Genomic DNA, 14,155 nt, shown 5'->3' with positions numbered 1-14,155 from the left:
CGCTGTTTACAGTGTGCCCTTGCGCTGCTGCACCATCATGAAGGTGTCGTAGCTGTATTCGGCGATCTGGTTCCAGAGATAGCCTTCCTTCTTGAAGGCCTGCTGGCTGTCGTAGATCTTCTTGAAGGCGGCGTTCTTGGCGTTGAGTTCGGCATAGACTTCGAGCGCAGCCTTGTAGCTGGCTTCGAGGATTTCCGGGCTGAACGGCTTCAGGACCGCGCCTTCCGAAACGAGCTGACGCAGCGCCTTGGCGTTGCTGGTGTCGTAGCGGGAGAGCATGTTCTGGTTGGCATTGGCGCATGCATCCTTGATCATGCGCTGGTAGCTCTTCGGCAGGGCGTTGAACTTGTCCTTGTTCATGAAGGCGTGGACGGCCGGGCCGCCTTCCCACCATGCCGGATAATAATAGTATTTCGCGACCTTCACGAAGCCGAGTTTCTGGTCGTCATAGGGGCCGACGAATTCGGTGGCGTCGATCGTGCCCTTTTCAAGCGCTGCGTAGACGTCGCCGCCGGCGATCTGCTGCGGCGTGACGCCGAGTTTCTGCATCACCTGGCCTGCGAGGCCGGCAATGCGCATCTTCAGGCCCTTCAGGTCTTCGATCGTGTTGATTTCCTTGCGGTACCAACCACCCATCTGGGCACCGGTATTGCCGGCCGGCAGCGCGAACAGATTGTAGCCGCCGAGGAAGTCGTTGAGCAGCTCGTTACCCCCGCCGACCGAGAACCATGCATTGGTCTGGCGGGCGTTGAGACCGAACGGAACGGCGGTGCCGAGCGCAAACGTCGGGTCCTTGCCGATGTAGTAATAGGCGCAGGTATGCGCCATTTCGACCGTGCCGTTGGAAACGGCATCCGCCGCCTGGAGAGCCGGCACGATTTCGCCGGCGGAGAAGGTGTGGATCGTAAAGTTGCCGTCCGAGGCTTCCTTGACGCTTTCGGCGATGTCGGTGGCGGCGGACCAGAGGATGTCGGTGTTCTTGGTGAACGACGAGGTCATCCGCCAGGTGATCTTCGGAGATTCCTGGGCAATGGCAGGCGCTGCGAGCGCGGTCGCTGCAGCGGCGCCCACGCCGGCGGTCGCGGCCTGCCGGAAGAAGTTTCTGCGGTTCATGGGTTCTATGCCTTCTAAACTTTGGGAGTGCCCGGATTTTTGCCCGCGCGGGGCCGCTCATAGTCCTTTCGTTTCGGGAACAGCAAGAAAAAAATCCAGAAGATTACGCTGCGGTGCAGCAAATCTTTCCGGATATTGCGCCACGCCCTCCCGCCGCCTTTCGAATCGCGGGAAGGCAGAAATCCCTTGAAGTTTTCAGGTGAGGCTTTAGTTTAGAATTATTCTAATAAGAGGTTTTCCATGCTCGCCCGCCTTCTTTCCAGCTCCAAGCGTCCATTCGCCTCCCTCGACGAGAAGGAGATCCTGGCGCTCGCCATCGCTTCGGAAGAAGAGGATGCGCGGATCTATCTCGCCTACGCGGACAATCTCAAAGACCAGTTTCCGGCCTCCGCGAAGGTGTTCGAGGACATGGCGGAGGTCGAGCAGACCCACAAGAACATGCTGATCGAAATGTTCCGCTCACGCTTCGGCGAGCGCATCCCGCTGATCCGCCGCGAACATGTGCGCGGTTTCTACGAACGCAAGCCGGATTGGCTGACGCGCAACCTGCCGCTCGACACCATCCGGGAACAGGCGGAAGCCATGGAGCAACAGGCTTTCCGGTTTTATACCGAAGCGGTAAAGCAGGTCTCCGACGCCTCGACGCGGCAGCTGCTCGGCGATCTGGCGATTGCCGAACAGGGGCATGAGGATATCGCCCGCATGCTCGGCGACAAGCATGTGACCGACGACGTGAAGACCGAGGAAGACGAGACCGCCCGCCGCCAGTTCATCCTCACCTACGTGCAGCCGGGACTAGCAGGTCTGATGGATGGGTCGGTTTCGACATTGGCGCCGATCTTTGCGGCGGCCTTTGCGACCGGCGACACCTGGTCGACGTTCCTGATCGGCCTCTCGGCCTCCGTCGGTGCCGGCATTTCCATGGGCTTTACCGAAGCCGCCCACGACGACGGCAAGATTTCCGGCCGCGGTTCGCCGATCAAGCGTGGGTTTGCCTCCGGCATCATGACGGCGCTCGGCGGCCTCGGCCACACGCTGCCTTACCTCATCCCGCATTTCTGGACCGCGACCATCGTTGCCGCGATCATCGTCTTCTTCGAACTCTGGGCGATCGCCTTTATCCAGAACCGCTACATGGAAACGCCGTTCCTGAGGGCAGTCGTCCAGGTGGTGTTCGGCGGATCGCTGGTGCTGGCCGCAGGTATCTTGATCGGGAATGGGTGAGAAGCGGTCAGGCGGAGCCCGAGCAATCGATCCAGTGAATCGATTGCAGTTTCGAACGCCCTGAGCGAAAGCGAGGGGCCGGGATACGGCGCGTCATACTCCCTGAGCCCAAACGCGTGGGCAGGGGTCTGTGAACCATCCTCACGCAGCCGCCTGTGGTGACCGCGTCCGGGGTACCTCGAGCGTAAACACTGCGCCGCCGTCGTTGCGAGTGGTGAAATTCCCGCCGAGCTGCTTGACGAAATTGGCGATCAGTTTGCTGCCCATGCCGCCGGCCCGGCTGAAGGCCTCGATGCCCGGCCCGTCGTCGCGGATGACGAGGCTCAGATTGTCGCCCTCTTCGCGGAGTTCGACCGAAAGCCTGCCGCCTTGACGACCGGCAAAGGCATATTTGAACGAGTTGGAAACGACCTCGTTGATGATCATTCCAAGCGGCAAAGCCTGCTCGCGATCCACGCTGAGCGGCTGCAGCTTGAGGTCGAGCACGACGGGCGTCTCATAGCCCGAGGCGATGTCGGTGATCAGTTTGGTGGCATAGGGCGCCACCTCGACGTGTTCGAACTGATCGTTCTGGTAGATCTGTTCGTGCACGGCGATCATCGCGGCAATCCGCCTCGTCATGTCGTCGCGAGCATCGACCGGCAAGGCCTGAAGCCGCACGAGCGCCAACACCGCCTGGAGATTGTTCTTCACCCGGTGATGAATTTCCCGCAGCAGGAAGCGGTTGCGCTCCACCGCCTGCTCCAGTTCTTCGTTGCGGACGGCAGTGCGATAGAGAAGGCGGTTGATCCAGAAGGCGCCGAGGACCAGCAGCGCCATCAACGGCAGCATGACCAGCGTGTCCGAAAAGAGATTGCGCCAGAACTGGTCTAGAACTTCCTGCCGCGCGATGGCCGCAAGGGCGATGAGCGGCCAGCCGGAGACCTTCCAGAAGGCGACGATACGGGCATGGCCGTCGATCGGCGAGGCCGGACTGTGGTAGAAGCCGGAGGGCATTTGGCGCGTCATCGGGTACCACGCGGTGGTACTGAGATCGATCGGGCGCGTAGTCGCCGGCCGTCGGGCGATCAGCCACCCGTCATCCCTGATGATCAGAATCGTAGAGTTCGGCCCGAGCCCCAAGGAGGCCCAGAAACCGTCCAGGCTCTCGTTCGGGATGGTAATGCTGGCGACGCCCCGGAAAATCCCGTCTCGTTCGATCCGTCGTGCAACGGTGAAGGATGGCTTGCCGGCACGTTCGTTGTCGAGCAGCCGGGTGAAGGCCAGCTCCTGGCCATCCCTCAACCTGCTGAAATATGCGCGCTCACTGTGATTGTCGGATACATTTCCAGGGGCATTGCCGCCGGCACTGGAAAAGCGGACCAGGCCGGTGTCATCCAGAAGCGAATATTGAAAACCCGCCGGCAGTTGCCCGACAGCCCGCGACAGGTCGGCCGCAAGGCCGGGCGAACCATCGATCGGCCTGTCTTCCACCTCGGTTCCGATGCGTCGCAGTGCCTGATCGCTTGCCTCGATCATCCACTCCAGATGGGCCGCGACCACATGCGCAGACGAGAGCGCGCGAGCTTCGCCTTCCTTCAGGGCAGTTCGGTAGTTTTCGAGGATGATAAGGCCGGCGACCGCCAGCAGGGCAACGGCGAACAAACCGGTCAGCAGGATCGGGAGGATGGGCCTCGTTGCACGGGCCGCGTGCGGCAAGACTGGTTTCACATCGTCACGCACAACCCGCTCCGGTTTCAGAGGTTCCCTCCTAGCAGGTTGGGTGCACCGGGGAAATGTCTTCCGATAAGGCGATACCAAAAACCTTCGCCCGCAACTTGGATGATGCGGGCGACTGTCAATTCGTATTCAGGGCTGCATGTTATTTCAATGCGCCGACCAGCAGGTCGCGGCCGTTTTCGATGGTGACCCAGCGCCCCGTGTTGAACGAGGCCTGACGCTTCAGGAAGGTGTAGGGCGTCGAGAACCAGGGCTTCACCTCGTTATCGAGGTTGTCGAGGATGAAATCCCCGTCGGACGTGCGCAATGTCAGGACCGCATGGCCTTCGCCGTCCGGCTTGCGGACGACGGTCATCAGGAGATCGGATAGGGCGAAGCCCTGCGCCGCGAGTTCCTTGCGCTTCTCGAGCGCAAAGTCCTCGCAATCGGCGAAATTGCTCGGATAGCTCCAGACCTCTTCGCGGCCGTAGACTTCCTTGTCCGTCTTGGCGATGTAACGAGCGTTGACAGCCCGGTTGATCTGACGAACCGTGGCCCAGCCCTTGGCGCTGACTTTGGGGGAAGGAGCGGAGCGGCTCTTGATCGAACATTCCGCCGCATATTTGTGACAGAATTCGTAATGGCCGATCGGCTGGGAAGTGACGGCGCCGGTGACCATTGCGGCCATTGGCCTTGGAGCCGGAACTGCAGCACTCACTGGTACAAGTACGCTAACTAGGATCACGGCTATGCGCCGCGCCTGCAAGGCTATCATCATGGACCCGTCCCTTCAAATCCTAATGAAACGTTAAGGGCGGAGGGGCGAAAGAGTCAATCAGCGAGTTTTGTTAACGGGTCATCGCTCGTATTATGGTTAAGGCTGCAACATTTTTGTCTCAGCCCAAAATTTAATCATTAAATATTAGGGCCGAGACTGCAGCCCGCAATTTTTCGATGTCCTGGGGCCTGGAAAGCCGGTGATCTCCGTCGCGGATCAGCGTCAGGACGACATCGTCGGCCGGCAGGAATTCAACAAGCTTCAATGCGTGGGCGTAAGGCACGTCCGGATCCTTCATGCCCTGCAGGATATGGACCGGGCAGCCGGTCTCTATAATCCCTGTCATGACCAGATTGCTGCGGCCGTCCTCTATGAGGGCGCGCGTGTAGATGTTGGGTTCCGGGCTGTATTCGGACCGCTCCTCGAGATAGCCGCGCTCGGCAAGCGACTGCCGTTCGGCTTCGGTGAGATTGGGCTCGATCAGTTCCGCCGTGAAATCCGGAGCCGGCGCGATCAGCACGATGCCGTCGACCTTCGCGGCCTTCTTGCGCTTCTTCAATTCTTGCACGAGGCGCAGCGCGATCCACCCGCCCATCGACGAGCCGACCAGGATGACGCGTTTCGGCTTGATGTCGTCAAGGACGGCGATTGCCTCTTCCAGCCAGCGCGAAATCGTTCCGTCACGGAAGGCGCCGCCGGAAGTGCCGTGGCCCGAGTAGTCGAACCGGATCGCCGCAAGCCCGAGTTCGCCGGCAAGCGCGTCGAGTTCGGCGGCTTTGGTGCCCGTCATGTCCGACCGGTAGCCGCCGAGCCAGACGAAGGCGGGACCCGCCTTTTTCCTGCGCGCGGCCCGGTGGATGATCGCGATATCCCGCGCAAGCGTTCCGGAGCCGACGGTGATCGTTTTGCGGGTGAGGCTGGCAGCGTCGGTCATGTTGGAATCCTGAGGTTTTGCCGCGCCTATAAAACAGATTCTTAGGCGTAGGACAGCAGGTGATTTTTTCGCGCGGCTATGCTATTGACTTCGCCGTAGCGATCACGACATTGCCGTCGGCCGCAAGCCGGACGCTCTCGATGTGTCGCTGCGGTGCCGAAACAATCTAGGAGAATACGACCATCCGCAGACCATTCAAAACCGATGCCCCTGTTAAGGACGGGCCGCGCTCCAACCGGGAAATTCGCATTCCCAAGGTCCAGCTTATCGATGCCGAAGGCCTGAACCTTGGTATCGTTCCGACCGAGCAGGCTCTCAAGATGGCTGAGGACGCCGGCCTCGATCTCGTCGAGATCTCGCCGAACACCGAGCCGCCAGTGTGCAAGATCCTCGACCTGGGCAAGCTGAAATATGCGAACCAGAAGAAAGCGGCAGAAGCCCGCAAGAAGCAGAAGATCGTCGAAATCAAAGAAATCAAGATGCGCCCCAACATCGACACGCATGACTATGACGTGAAGATGAAGGCGATGAACCGCTTCTTTGAAGAGGGCGACAAGGTCAAGGTGACGCTGAAGTTCCGCGGCCGCGAAATGGCCCACCAGGAACTTGGCATGAAGCTCCTGCTTCAGGTGAAGGACGACACCACGGAAATAGCCAAGGTGGAAGCCGAGCCGAAGCTTGAAGGCCGCCAGATGATGATGGTGCTGGCGCCGAAATAAGCGCCCACCATCTGCTTTTAGCGGATCAGCCGGCATTTCGGCCGGGCTTTTACCGCGTTTTTCTTTCCCATTGCGCTTTCGACCGACTGCGGTTATAAGCGCGCGTTCCGAACGGTCCGGCAGGGCATGCCGTGGCTGTTCTAAATGCTTGAAACCAGCATCGTCTGTGGTTTCGATACAAAACTGGAGTAGCAAAATGCCCAAGATGAAGACGAAATCGGCTGCCAAGAAGCGGTTCAAGATCACCGCGACCGGCAAAGTCGTTGCAGCCGCCGCTGGCAAGCGCCACGGCATGATCAAGCGGTCCAACAAGTTCATCCGCGATGCACGCGGAACGATGGTCCTTGCCGAACCCGATGGCAAGAAGGTTATCAAGAACTACCTGCCGAATGGTCTCTGAGACCCCTCGTCACTTTTGGATCAGTTAAGGAGATCATGACATGGCACGCGTAAAACGGGGCGTCACTTCCCGCGCCAAGCACACCAAGACTTTGAAGGCAGCCAAGGGCTTCTACGGCCGCCGCAAGAATACGATCCGGGCCGCCAAGGCTGCCGTCGATCGTTCGCGTCAGTTCGCCACGCGCGACCGTCGCGTCAAGAAGCGCAATTTCCGCGCCCTGTGGATCCAGCGTATCAACGCTGCCGTCCGCGAATCCGGCCTGACCTACGGCCGCTTCATCGACGGCCTCAACAAGGCCGGCATCGAAGTCGACCGCAAGGTTCTCTCCGACATGGCAATCCATGAGCCGGAAGCATTCGGTGCTCTGGTTGCTGCTGCCAAGAAGGCTCTTGATTACCTCAAGGAAGCCGGCACCACCAACGAGTTTGAAAGCGCGGTTCGTTAACCAGCGCTTCCCAAGCTTAATTAGCTCTACTGATTTTGGGAAACCCGCGCTGGTTACGGCTGGCGCGGGTTTTTCTTTTGCCCGTCACGTCCTCGCAATCCACCTCGCCGAGCATCAAACGGAAGAAATCATGTCCGATCTGGAAAACCTGAAAACTTCGCTTCTAGCGGAAATCGCCGCCGCCGGTGACGAGGCGGCGATCGAGGCCGTGCGCGTCGGCGCGCTTGGCAAGAAGGGCTCCGTCTCCGAGCTCTTGAAGACGCTGGGCTCGATGTCGGCGGAAGAGCGCCAGACCCGTGGCGCGGCGATCAACGCGCTGAAGAACGAGATCACCGACGCGATCACCGAGCGCAAGACAGTGCTGAAGGACGCGGCGATCGAGGCGCGCCTCAAGGCCGAGACAGTCGACGTCTCGCTGCCGGTGCGCTCCTCGCCCGCCGAGCGCGGCCGCATCCATCCGATCAGCCAGATCGTCGACGAGATCACCGCCATCTTCGGCGACATGGGCTTCTCGATCGCCGAAGGTCCGGACGTCGAGACCGACTACTACAATTTCACGGCGCTCAACTTCCCCGAAGGCCACCCGGCCCGCGAGATGCACGACACCTTCTTCTTCCAGCCGGACGAGAATGGCGAGCGCAAGGTCCTGCGCACCCACACCTCGCCGGTGCAGGTCCGCACCATGGAATCGCAGAAGCCGCCGATCCGCATCATCATTCCGGGCAAGACCTATCGCCAGGACAGCGACGCGACCCATTCGCCGATGTTCCACCAGGTCGAAGGCCTGGTCGTCGACCGCAAGTCGCATGTCGGCAACATGCGCTGGATCCTCGAGGAGTTCTGCAAGGCCTTCTTCGAGGTCGACAGCGTCACCATGCGCTTCCGCCCGTCCTTCTTCCCGTTCACCGAACCGAGCTTCGAAGTGGACATCCAGTGCGACCGTTCCGGCCCGATCGTCAAGTTCGGCGAGGGCACCGACTGGATGGAAATTTTGGGCTGCGGCATGGTGCACCCGAACGTGCTGCGCGCCGGCGGGCTCGACCCGGACGAGTTCCAGGGTTTTGCCTGGGGCATGGGGCTGGACCGCATCGCCATGCTGAAATACGGCATGCCGGACCTGCGCGACTTCTTCAACGCCGACGTCCGCTGGATGAACCACTACGGTTTCCGCCCGCTCGACATGCCGACGCTGTTCGGCGGGTTGAGCGCGTAAGGGAGAAACGACAATGAAATTCACACTCTCCTGGCTGAAGGATCATCTGGAAACGGATGCGACCCTCAATGAGATCTGCGAGCGCCTGACGGCGATCGGGCTTGAGGTCGAGGATGTCGATGACAAGGCGGCCTACAAGCCGTTCGTCATCGCCAGGGTCCTCTCTGCCGAAAAGCACCCGTCTGCGGACCGCCTCAAGGTGCTGATGGTCGATGCCGGCGACGGCAAGCCGGTGCAGGTCGTCTGCGGTGCGCCGAACGCGCGCGCCGGCCTGGTCGGCGCGTTTGCGAAACCCGGTACTTACGTTCCGGGGATCGACGTGACGTTGGCCGTCGGCAATATCCGCGGCGTCGAAAGCCATGGCATGATGTGCTCGGAAAAAGAGCTCGACATGTCGGACAATCACGACGGCATCATCGATCTGCCCGAGGATGCGCCGGTCGGCAGCCCGTTCGCTTCCTATGCCGGCCTCGACGATCCGGTCATCGAGATCAACCTGACGCCGAACCGTCCGGACTGCACCTCGATCCACGGCATCGCCCGCGATCTGGCGGCGTCGGGCCTCGGCTCGCTGAAGCCGCAGGCAAAGCCGGACTTCAGGACCGAAGGCGAGACCTCGGTCGGCCTCAAGATCGTGCTCGACGACGAGCGGCTCTGCCCCGGTTTCGGTCTGCGCCTCGTGCGCGGCGTCAGGAACGGGCCGAGCCCGCTCTGGATGCAGCAGCGGCTGAAAGCGATCGGTCTTCGCCCGATCAACGCGCTGGTCGACATCACCAATTTCATGACCTTCGACCACGGCCGGCCGATGCACGTCTTCGACGCCGCGAAGGTGAAGGGCGACCTGACGGTGCGGCGCGCATTGGACGGCGAGACGGTGCTGGCGCTCGATACCCGCGAATACAAGCTGAACCCCAATAACGTCGTCATATCAGACGACAATGGCGTCGAGTCGATCGGCGGCATCATGGGTGGCGAACATTCAGGCTGCGACGAAAATACCGTCGACGTGCTGATCGAATCGGCTCTGTGGGATCCGATCAACATCGCCAAGTCCGGCCGTTCGCTCGGCATCATCACCGATGCTCGCTATCGGTTCGAGCGCGGCGTCGATCCGGAATACATGGTTCCCGGCCTCGATCGCACCACCCAGCTGGTGCTGGAACTCTGCGGCGGCGTGGCCGCGCAAGCGAAAGTCGTCGGTTACAAAGGTTATCAGCCGAAGGTCGTCGATTTCCCCTATTCGGAAGTGAAGCGTCTCACCGGCCTCGAAGTCTCGACCGAGGAAAGCCGCCATATCCTGACGCGCCTCGGCTTCGTCGTTGAGGGTTCCGGCGACCGCGTCTCTGTGACCGTTCCGTCCTGGCGGCCGGATGTCGACGGCAAGGCCGATCTCGTCGAAGAGGTCATGCGCATCCATGGCGTCGACCAGATCAAGCCGGAGCCGATCGAGAAACTGTCGAGCGTCAATGGCAAGATCCTGACGACCCTGCAGATCCGCACCCGCACCGCCAAGCGGGCGCTTGCCTCGCGCGGCATGCTGGAAGCGGTCACCTGGTCGTTCATTCCGGAAGACCAGGCAAAGCTCTTCGGCGGCGGCGCCCGGGCACTGAAGCTCGCCAACCCGATTGCATCAGACATGTCCGACATGCGGCCGTCGCTGCTGCCGGGCCTGCTTTCGGCAGCGCAGCGCAATGCCGACAAGGGCTATGGTGACGTGGCGATCTTCGAAGTCTCCGGCACCTACGAAAACGACAGGCCGGAAGGCCAGCGCCGCGTCGCCGGCGGCATCCGCCGTGGCACGGCTTCCATCAACGGCACCGGCCGTCTCTGGTCGAACAACGCCAAGGGCGGCGGCAAGCCGGTCGATGTCTTCGACGCCAAGGCCGATGCGCTGGCGGTGCTCGAAGCCTGCGGCCTGCCGATGGGCAATGTGCAGATCGAGAAGGGCGCCCCGGAATGGTATCATCCGGGCCGCTCCGGCACGATCAAGATGGGTCCGAAAGTCGTCCTCGGTTATTTCGGCGAGTTCCACCCGAAGACGCTGGGCGCCCTGGACGTTTCCGGCGCGCTCTGCGGTTTCGAGGTCTTCCTCGATGCCATGCCCGAGCCGAAGAAGAAGGCGACGCGCACCAAGCCGCCGCTGGAGCTTTCACCCTTCCAGGTGGTCAAGCGCGACTTCGCTTTCGTGGTTTCGAGCGATGTGGAAGCCGGCGCGATCGTCAAGGCGGCGGTGACCGCCGACCGCAAGCTGATCACCGGCGTCAACGTCTTCGACGTGTTCGAGGGCGCGTCGCTCGGCGAAGGCAGGAAGTCGGTGGCGATCGAAGTGCTGATCCAGCCGGTCGAGCGCACGCTGACCGACGAGGATTTCGACACTCTGACCGGCAAGATCGTCGCCAATGTCGAGAAGACCACTGGCGGCACTTTGCGCGCCTGAAACGGGTGGCCGGAATCACCTCCGAAAGATAGCCTGCCTCACGGATGATGTGGGGCGGGCTTTTTGTTGGAGGAACGATGCGCACACCGGGATCGATGAAGGGGCTCGAGGAACTCGGCCGGGTGCGGCTGTCGAAGAATTTCTTCTTCCGCGATTTCCTGTTTTCGGAGATCGCCAATTTCTACGCCATCCCGAACATGCCGGAAGACCCGGACCTGGCAATCGAAGCTGGTCGGCACCTCTGCGAAGAGCTGCTGGAGCCGCTGCAGGCGACCTTCGGGCGGCTGCACCTGCGCTCCGGTTATCGTTGCGCCAAGGTCAACGAATTCGGCAACCGCAACAACCTCAACTGCTCCTCCAATGCCAACACGGCGGCAGACCATATCTGGGATCGGCGCGATGCCAAGGGTTTCATGGGCGCCACCGCTTGCGTCGTCTTCCCGTGGCTGATCGACAACTATCAGGACGAGGGCGATTGGCAGAAAATGGCCTGGTGGATCCACGATCATCTGCCCTACAGCTCCATCATGGTTTTCCCGAAACTCTGGGCCATGAACATCCAGTGGCATGAGAAGCCCGCCCGCCGAATCCGCAGTTTCGCCGAGCCGCGCGGCGTGCTCACCAAGATCGGCATGCCCAACAACGAAGGCGATCATTCCGAGCACTACATCGGGTTTCCAGCGCTTGAACGGTAAGCAATGGCTAACGGTTCAGGAATGCAGGTAATAGAGCTTGTTGACGATCACCCAGCGGCCGTCGATCTTCAGCAGCGAGAGGTAATCCGAAAACCGCATGCCGGCGAACTGGTCGACGACCTTGACGGTCGCGGCATCGCCGGTCACGTCGAGCGTTTCGATCTGGATCAGCGGCTGCGTGCCGGCGGGGGCTGCACCTTCAGAGGTGACCGCCCCGATGAAATCGTCAAGCGACAGCCACTCGACCGCCCCATCGTAATTGCCGATGATGCACGCCTTCGGATGAAACGCCTTCCGAAGCGCAGCCTCATGCGCAAATGTCATTCCGTCCACATAGAGATGGATCACGGCCTGAACGGCCCGTTCCTCGGACATCGATCTCCTCCCGTGTTAGCTTCATCATGCTAACACGGGAAGATGGAAATCCAAGGTTGCGTTAGCAAGGGCAAACTTAACGATTGGTCCAGGCCATGGCCTGTGCCGCATAGCGGGTGCCGGAGAATTTCTCCGGGGCCAGCAGGTCGCCGAGCGTCTTCAGCTCATCCGCCGACAGCGAAATCTCGGTGGCGGCGACGTTCTGTTCCAGATGCGGGATTTTTCGGGCACCGGGGATGGGGACGATGAAATCGCCCTGGGCGAGAACCCAGGCCAGCGCCAGCTGCGCGGCTGTCACACCCTTCTGGGCTGCCATATCCTCCAGCATCTTCACCAGGGCAGCATTGGCGGCCATGTTCTCGGCGCTGAAGCGCGGCAGCGTGTTGCGGAAATCGTCCGGACCAAAATCCTCCGGCTTCTGGATCTTGCCGGTGAGGAAACCGCGGCCGAGCGGGCTGAACGGCACGAAACCGATATCGAGTTCGCGGCAGGTATCGAGGATCTCGCCTTCCGGCTCGCGGGTCCAGAGCGAATATTCGCTCTGCAGGGCGGTGATCGGATGAACCGCATGGGCACGGCGAATGACGGCCGCACCCGCTTCGGAAAGCCCGAGCGCACGCACCTTGCCTTCCTTCACCAGTTCGGCCATCGCGCCCACCGTATCTTCGATCGGCACGTTCGGATCGACACGGTGCTGGTAGAACAGATCGATCACCTCGACGCCGAGGCGTTTCAGCGAGGCCTCGGCTACTTCGCGCACATGTTCCGGCCGGCTGTCGAGACCGGACATGGCCCGGGCATCGGATGCATTCGGATCGATCCTGAAGCCGAACTTGGTGGCGATGACAACCTTGTCACGGAAGGGTTTGAGGCCCTTGCCGAGCAGTTCCTCGTTCTTGAAAGGACCGTAGACTTCGGCCGTGTCGAAGAAATTGACGCCAAGATCCACGGCGCGGTGCAGCGTCCTGATCGCTTCCTGTTCGTCCTGGCCGCCGTAGCCGTGGCTCATGCCCATGCAGCCGAGACCGACGGCAGAGACGGTCAGTTCTTTTCCGAGCTTCCTCATTTTCATGAGAGCCTCCTTTGTGATCGCAGAATAACTGGCGGGCGCCCTGCAGCGCCCGCCGAATGGATCAGGCGCCGGCTTCGTTGAGCAGTTTCATTTGGTCAGCTGAAAGCGTCAGGTTGCCGGCCCCGATGATCGCGTCGAGCTGGCCGACGCTGGTGGCGCTGGCGATCGGCGCGGTGACGCCGCGGGTCTGGATCAGCCAGGCGAGAGCGATCGAGGCGGGCTCGGCATTGGTCTCGACCGAGATCTCGTCGAGGGCTGCCAGGATGCGCAGGCCCTTGTCATTGAGATAACCGAGCGCGCGTCCGCCGCGTGCCTTGCCTTCGGTATCGGCCTTGTCGCGATACTTGCCGGTGAGGAAACCGGAGGCGAGGCCGTAATAGTTGATGACGCCGATCTCTTCCTTGACGCAGAGATCCGCAAGCGGGCCTTCGAACGTATCGCGGTCATAGAGATTGTATTGCGGCTGCAGCACGTCGTAGCGGGGCAGTCCGGCTTTTTTGGCGGCGTCGAAGCTCTCCTGCAGCAGTCTGGCGTCGTAATTGGAGCAGCCGATCGCGCGGATCTTGCCCTGTTCCTTCAGCTTGGCGAAGGCGCCGAGCGTTTCCTCGTGGCTGACCGTGTCGTCCGGCCAGTGGGCGAGGTAGAGGTCGATATAGTCGGTCTGCAGGCGACGCAGGGAATTTTCGACCTCTTCGAGGATCCACTTGGCCGACAGGTCCTTCTTGCCCTGGCCCATGTCGGACCCGACCTTGGTGACGATGACCGCCTTGTCGCGCGAGATGCCGCCGCTCTTCAGCCATCTGCCGATGATCGTCTCGGACTCGCCGCCCACATGGCCGGGTACCCAGCGATTGTAGGAATCGGCCGTATCGACCGTGTTGAAGCCGGCATCGAAGAACCGGTCGAGGATGTCGAAGGACGTCCTCTCGTCGGCGGTCCAGCCGAACACGTTGCAGCCGAGAACGACGGGCGTAATGGAAAGGCCGGTTCGGCCGAGTGCGCGCAGCTCCATGATATTCCTCCAAAATTTTTTAAGTGAGTGGCTGAGCCTG

14 protein-coding genes are annotated in these 14,155 nt (G+C 61.2%); 7 read left to right on the top strand and 7 right to left on the bottom strand.

Annotated elements, in window-relative coordinates; genetic code table 11:
* Positions 1-6 precede the first annotated feature (6 nt).
* Entirely contained in the window at positions 7-1,113 is a 1,107-nt protein-coding gene (locus GQ59_RS07940; RefSeq protein ID WP_037079698.1) for a TRAP transporter substrate-binding protein, read from the bottom strand.
* Between the two features lie 240 nt (positions 1,114-1,353).
* On the opposite strand from GQ59_RS07940, the gene mbfA reads away from it, so the two are divergent.
* Positions 1,354-2,337: an iron exporter MbfA gene (gene mbfA / locus GQ59_RS07935; RefSeq protein WP_037079696.1), complete on the top strand. Its 984-nt coding sequence runs from the start codon at positions 1,354-1,356 to the stop codon at positions 2,335-2,337.
* Between the two features lie 141 nt (positions 2,338-2,478).
* Here mbfA and GQ59_RS07930 read toward each other — a convergent pair whose 3' ends face one another.
* The 3 genes from GQ59_RS07930 to GQ59_RS07920 all read right to left on the bottom strand — a co-directional run bounded on the left by GQ59_RS07930 (position 2,479) and on the right by GQ59_RS07920 (position 5,747).
* Positions 2,479-4,059, bottom strand: coding sequence for a sensor histidine kinase (locus GQ59_RS07930; RefSeq protein WP_152564270.1), 1,581 nt, complete (start codon positions 4,057-4,059; stop codon positions 2,479-2,481).
* A 139-nt stretch (positions 4,060-4,198) separates the two neighbouring features.
* On the bottom strand, positions 4,199-4,813 hold the full coding sequence (locus GQ59_RS07925; protein ID WP_037079691.1) for a transglutaminase-like cysteine peptidase: 615 nt from the start codon (positions 4,811-4,813) through the stop codon (positions 4,199-4,201).
* A 130-nt stretch (positions 4,814-4,943) separates the two neighbouring features.
* A complete protein-coding gene (locus GQ59_RS07920; RefSeq protein ID WP_037079688.1) occupies positions 4,944-5,747 on the bottom strand; it encodes an alpha/beta hydrolase in 804 nt (267 codons plus the stop codon).
* 182 nt (positions 5,748-5,929) lie between these two features.
* Here GQ59_RS07920 and infC point away from each other — a divergent pair, with 182 nt between their 5' ends.
* The 6 genes from infC to GQ59_RS07890 all read left to right on the top strand — a co-directional run bounded on the left by infC (position 5,930) and on the right by GQ59_RS07890 (position 11,656).
* A complete protein-coding gene (gene infC, locus GQ59_RS07915; RefSeq protein ID WP_046603008.1) occupies positions 5,930-6,466 on the top strand; it encodes a translation initiation factor IF-3 in 537 nt (178 codons plus the stop codon).
* A 196-nt stretch (positions 6,467-6,662) separates the two neighbouring features.
* Complete coding sequence (rpmI, locus tag GQ59_RS07910; RefSeq protein WP_037079683.1) at positions 6,663-6,866, top strand: 50S ribosomal protein L35; 204 nt, start codon at positions 6,663-6,665, stop codon at positions 6,864-6,866.
* Positions 6,867-6,906: 40 nt separating this feature from the next.
* Complete coding sequence (gene rplT, locus GQ59_RS07905; protein WP_037079680.1) at positions 6,907-7,311, top strand: 50S ribosomal protein L20; 405 nt, start codon at positions 6,907-6,909, stop codon at positions 7,309-7,311.
* A 130-nt stretch (positions 7,312-7,441) separates the two neighbouring features.
* Positions 7,442-8,524 (top strand): phenylalanine--tRNA ligase subunit alpha, encoded by a 1,083-nt coding sequence (gene pheS / locus GQ59_RS07900; protein ID WP_037079676.1) that lies wholly within the window; start codon positions 7,442-7,444, stop codon positions 8,522-8,524.
* Positions 8,525-8,537: 13 nt separating this feature from the next.
* Positions 8,538-10,961, top strand: a complete 2,424-nt coding sequence (pheT, locus tag GQ59_RS07895; RefSeq protein WP_037079673.1) for a phenylalanine--tRNA ligase subunit beta — start codon at positions 8,538-8,540, stop codon at positions 10,959-10,961.
* Positions 10,962-11,038: 77 nt separating this feature from the next.
* Positions 11,039-11,656, top strand: a complete 618-nt coding sequence (locus tag GQ59_RS07890; RefSeq protein WP_037079670.1) for a hypothetical protein — start codon at positions 11,039-11,041, stop codon at positions 11,654-11,656.
* 15 nt (positions 11,657-11,671) lie between these two features.
* Here the strand turns inward: GQ59_RS07890 and GQ59_RS07885 are convergent, their stop codons facing one another.
* The 3 genes from GQ59_RS07885 to GQ59_RS07875 all read right to left on the bottom strand — a co-directional run bounded on the left by GQ59_RS07885 (position 11,672) and on the right by GQ59_RS07875 (position 14,115).
* A complete protein-coding gene (locus tag GQ59_RS07885) occupies positions 11,672-12,031 on the bottom strand; it encodes a nuclear transport factor 2 family protein (protein ID WP_037079668.1) in 360 nt (119 codons plus the stop codon).
* Between the two features lie 76 nt (positions 12,032-12,107).
* On the bottom strand, positions 12,108-13,103 hold the full coding sequence (locus tag GQ59_RS07880) for an aldo/keto reductase (protein WP_037079666.1): 996 nt from the start codon (positions 13,101-13,103) through the stop codon (positions 12,108-12,110).
* A 61-nt stretch (positions 13,104-13,164) separates the two neighbouring features.
* Entirely contained in the window at positions 13,165-14,115 is a 951-nt protein-coding gene (locus GQ59_RS07875; protein ID WP_037079664.1) for an aldo/keto reductase, read from the bottom strand.
* Positions 14,116-14,155: the final 40 nt, after the last annotated feature.

The sequence above is a fragment of the Neorhizobium vignae genome (genome assembly GCF_000732195.1).
Lineage (GTDB): Bacteria > Pseudomonadota > Alphaproteobacteria > Rhizobiales > Rhizobiaceae > Neorhizobium > Neorhizobium vignae.
The sequence above is the reverse complement of the archived record's forward strand: the minus strand, read 5'-3'. Positions and strand labels throughout refer to the sequence as shown.

Bases quoted from the DNA above. Each gene is read 5' to 3' on its own strand.
- GQ59_RS07940 (WP_037079698.1), bottom strand. From the start codon at position 1,113: ATGAACCGCAGAAACTTCTTCCGGCAGGCCGCGACCGCCGGCGTGGGC.
- mbfA (WP_037079696.1), top strand. From the start codon at position 1,354: ATGCTCGCCCGCCTTCTTTCCAGCTCCAAGCGTCCATTCGCCTCCCTC.
- GQ59_RS07925 (WP_037079691.1), bottom strand. From the start codon at position 4,813: ATGATGATAGCCTTGCAGGCGCGGCGCATAGCCGTGATCCTAGTTAGC.
- GQ59_RS07920 (WP_037079688.1), bottom strand. From the start codon at position 5,747: ATGACCGACGCTGCCAGCCTCACCCGCAAAACGATCACCGTCGGCTCC.
- rpmI (WP_037079683.1), top strand. From the start codon at position 6,663: ATGCCCAAGATGAAGACGAAATCGGCTGCCAAGAAGCGGTTCAAGATC.
- rplT (WP_037079680.1), top strand. From the start codon at position 6,907: ATGGCACGCGTAAAACGGGGCGTCACTTCCCGCGCCAAGCACACCAAG.
- pheS (WP_037079676.1), top strand. From the start codon at position 7,442: ATGTCCGATCTGGAAAACCTGAAAACTTCGCTTCTAGCGGAAATCGCC.
- pheT (WP_037079673.1), top strand. From the start codon at position 8,538: ATGAAATTCACACTCTCCTGGCTGAAGGATCATCTGGAAACGGATGCG.
- GQ59_RS07890 (WP_037079670.1), top strand. From the start codon at position 11,039: ATGCGCACACCGGGATCGATGAAGGGGCTCGAGGAACTCGGCCGGGTG.
- GQ59_RS07885 (WP_037079668.1), bottom strand. From the start codon at position 12,031: ATGTCCGAGGAACGGGCCGTTCAGGCCGTGATCCATCTCTATGTGGAC.
- GQ59_RS07880 (WP_037079666.1), bottom strand. From the start codon at position 13,103: ATGAAAATGAGGAAGCTCGGAAAAGAACTGACCGTCTCTGCCGTCGGT.
- GQ59_RS07875 (WP_037079664.1), bottom strand. From the start codon at position 14,115: ATGGAGCTGCGCGCACTCGGCCGAACCGGCCTTTCCATTACGCCCGTC.